This is a genomic window from Intrasporangium sp. (assembly GCF_036566125.1).
Classification (GTDB): domain Bacteria; phylum Actinomycetota; class Actinomycetes; order Actinomycetales; family Dermatophilaceae; genus Intrasporangium.
The window spans coordinates 1-3,005 of record NZ_DATCWX010000098.1; the positions used below are offsets into that span (position 1 = coordinate 1).

Here is a 3,005-nt window from a genome sequence, read left to right on the forward strand (position 1 = left end):
CCAGCGCCCCTGTCCTACAGGACATCTGGCGTCGCACCGGCCTGCTTCCCGGTCGTGGTGCCTGCAAATTCCCTGATGGCGTGGCCCGATTCATCGCCTCCGCCACGTGGGTCTACCGAGACCACCTCGAGGGCCACGTCGACGGCTACTGTCTGGACCCAGGACGGAGGGCCGCTGATGTCCTCTCGCGCTGAACCAGCCCCGCGGTCGACCCTCCCCCGCGTCGGCGCTGGTATGACGGAGCTGCGCGTCGACCGGATCGCCTGCACGGGGCATGGTGTCTGTGCCAGCGTCCTGCCACACCACTTCGAGCTGGACGAGTGGGGCTACCCCATCGTGACGGACCCGGTCGTGACTGCGGCAGACGGCACGACGGCGATCCGACTGTGCCCCGCCCGTGCCCTCTACCGCTCGTGATCTCCTGACTGCCACCGTATGCCGCTCAGCCGGCTCCCCCGGTCACGTGCACGTGGGAGCCGGCTCAGCGGCATACCCCTGATTCGTCGCCTCCGGGGCCTGCTCCGCAAAGCGGAGCTGAATGCGAGGAAACTCCTGCCATGGGGAAGTACGCACTGCTTTACCGCTTCGGCCTGACGCCCTGGGAGCGCTACGGCCCTGCGGCGGCAGCCAGTATCAAGGCGTTCTTGGACCGCGAGGAGGTCGACCGCGCTCGACCGCTGGGCCGGGCACTTGACCTCGGCTGCGGCCGAGGGCAGTACACCCCCGAACTGGCCCGGAGAGGCTGGGAGGTGGTCGGAATCGACGTGGTCCCAAGCGCCATCGAGGCGGCCCGGCGCAAGGCGTCCGACGGCGTCAGCTATGTCGTCGGGGACGTCACTGATCTGCCGGCGGCCCATCTGGGGTTGTTCGACTTCTTCCTCGATATCGGCTGCTTCCAAGGGCTCGACGCTGCACAGCGCGACGCCATGGGACAGGGGGTGACCTCGCTCGCCAATCAGGACGCGACGCTGCTCATGCTCGCCTTCGGCCCCACTCGACTGCGCTCCGTGCTGGAGGGCGTGACGCAGGCGCAGGTCGAGGCCGCCTTCCCGGAGTGGGATCTGCTCGCCGTCGATGTGGCAGACACGGCGGGATTGGGCTGGCCGATGAACCGGTCGTCGCCGCAGTGGTACCGGCTCCGTCGACGGGCGACCCCGCGGCACCCCTGAACGCTGGACACGCGGATCAGGCGGGGGACGCCGCACCGTAGGGCAGTTCGCCCCTCCGCTCCAGCGCGAGCCGCCTGATGTGCGCGATGTCGGCGTCGGTGAAGACCCCGTTGACGCCCGAGATCGTCGCAAGCCGCATGCCGTGCCTGAGCCCGAGCCGGTAGATCTCCTTGACCTTCTCCCACTCGATGTCGCGTCCGACCGTGAACGTCTCGTAGCGCCCCTCGAGGGCGAGCACCACGGTCTCGGCGAGACACGCGTAGGCGACGCCCTTCGGCAGGCCGATGTTCTTCATCCGGACCTCGCCGGGCAGGTCGATCTCACCCGACTCGACCACGAGCACGTCGGGCCGCTTGGCCACGTCTTCCGCTGACAGGTCGAGGGGCCTGGCCACGTCGGTGATGACGCACCCCGGCTTGACCTTCATGATGTCGAGGATCCGCTTGCCGGCCGCCGAGGTCGCGGTGACGATGACGTCCATGTCGCCGAGATGGCGTCCCGGCGAGGAGGAGACGTGCACCTCGGCGCGGGGGTTGTCCCGCTGGACCTCCTCCTGCAGGGCAAGGAGCTTGGCGCTCTCGGGCGAGACCATCCAGAGCTCGTCGCAGGCCAGGGCGAGCAGCCGTGCACACACGGATCCGATCGCGCCCGTCGCCCCGACGACCATCGCCTTGCCGCGCATCCTCCCGTCCGCGTCGACCTCGATGAGTCCCAGCCTTTGGAGTGCTTCGTGAGCCGCCCACAGCGCCCCCGAGGCGCTGTAGCTGTTGCCCGTCGTGACCGGCAGCGGTGCCCGCTTCGCGACGGTGACGCCGGCATCCCCGACGACCTTGGTGAACGCGCCGAGGCCCATCACCTGGGCGCCGAGCTTCTTTGCGGTGTCCGCCGCCGCGAGGAGCTGCCCATAGGTGAACTCCGGGCTGTGCGAGAGCAGCTGCTTGGGGGTGCCGCCGACGCTGATCAACCAGCCCTCCGCCTCCGCGCCGGTCGGCGAGGTGATCCCCGTGACCCGGCTGTACGTGAACGGGGGAACGTAGGCGATTGCCTTCTCGACGGCGTCCATGACGAAGCCCGGCAGCACCTTGCTCATCGTCCGCAGCGGCTCGACCTTGTTGAAGTACTCCTGGCTCAACGGGTGGATCACGAAGGCGAAGCGACTCCTGCGCCGGGGACCGTTCGGCTGCAGCACTCGCGGCTCGAGCCCCGCCGTGTGGATCGCCTCGACCAGACCGGTCTCGGCCGGCCCGCCGGGCCCCGCGCCCGCGCCCGCAATGAGCATCGCCTCGAGAACCGCGTCATCGACGGTGACGTCGAAGGGCTGCGGGGTGGGGTCGATGACCATGTCGACGTCGCGGCGGGCGAGTTCGGCCAACTGGTCGGGCGCGACGGCCGAGGTGATCACCGTCTTGCCCCTGAGGTCGTCCAGTCCGAAGGCGACCAGGGCCTCGTAGGTGGCGATGACGACGTCAGAGTCCCGCGCGGCCTTGCGCGCGAACGCCTGGCTGACCGGCCCGGGCGCCCGGAGGAGCGCCTGCACCGGTCCCGGGAGCTGGCGGATCGGCCACAACCCGACGCCGGCATACGAGCCCACGACCGGCACCGACTCCACCCGCTCCACCAGGTCGATGAGCAGCGGGTCGGACGTCGTGATGTTGTCCGTGAACTCGTGGATGACCTGGGCCGCCCTGGTCTGGTCCTCCTCGCCGAGGACGATGACCCGGGCGTTGTTGAAGTACCCGGGCAGGTCGTTCTGGACGTGCCGGATCGCCCACTCCTGCAGGACGTCGCGCAGCAGGTACCCCCTCGTCACCGGCACGTCGGCGGCTGGGGCGGCGA

3 protein-coding genes and 1 pseudogene are annotated in these 3,005 nt (G+C 69.6%); 3 read left to right on the top strand and 1 reads right to left on the bottom strand.

What is annotated here, in order from left to right; all coding sequences use genetic code 11:
• The 3 genes and pseudogenes from VIR15_RS05985 to VIR15_RS05995 all read left to right on the top strand — a co-directional run.
• Nucleotides 1-194, top strand: a pseudogene (locus VIR15_RS05985) (hypothetical protein); the annotation flags it as partial.
• Nucleotides 195-234: 40 nt separating this feature from the next.
• Nucleotides 235-417: a ferredoxin gene (locus tag VIR15_RS05990; RefSeq protein WP_331926565.1), complete on the top strand. Its 183-nt coding sequence runs from the start codon at nt 235-237 to the stop codon at nt 415-417.
• A gap of 140 nt (nt 418-557) precedes the next feature.
• Nucleotides 558-1,169 carry a class I SAM-dependent methyltransferase gene (locus VIR15_RS05995; RefSeq protein WP_331926566.1) on the top strand — a complete coding sequence of 204 codons (612 nt, stop codon included), beginning with the start codon at nt 558-560 and terminating at the stop codon, nt 1,167-1,169.
• Between the two features lie 16 nt (nt 1,170-1,185).
• Here VIR15_RS05995 and VIR15_RS06000 read toward each other — a convergent pair.
• A partial coding sequence (locus tag VIR15_RS06000) for a DUF8754 domain-containing protein (RefSeq protein WP_331926567.1) occupies nt 1,186-3,005 on the bottom strand: 1,820 nt, incomplete at its 5' end.

What these genes read in the sequence shown, in the direction of transcription:
- VIR15_RS05995 (WP_331926566.1), top strand. Translation starts at nt 558, where the DNA reads ATGGGGAAGTACGCACTGCTTTACCGCTTCGGCCTGACGCCCTGGGAG.
- VIR15_RS05990 (WP_331926565.1), top strand. Translation starts at nt 235, where the DNA reads ATGACGGAGCTGCGCGTCGACCGGATCGCCTGCACGGGGCATGGTGTC.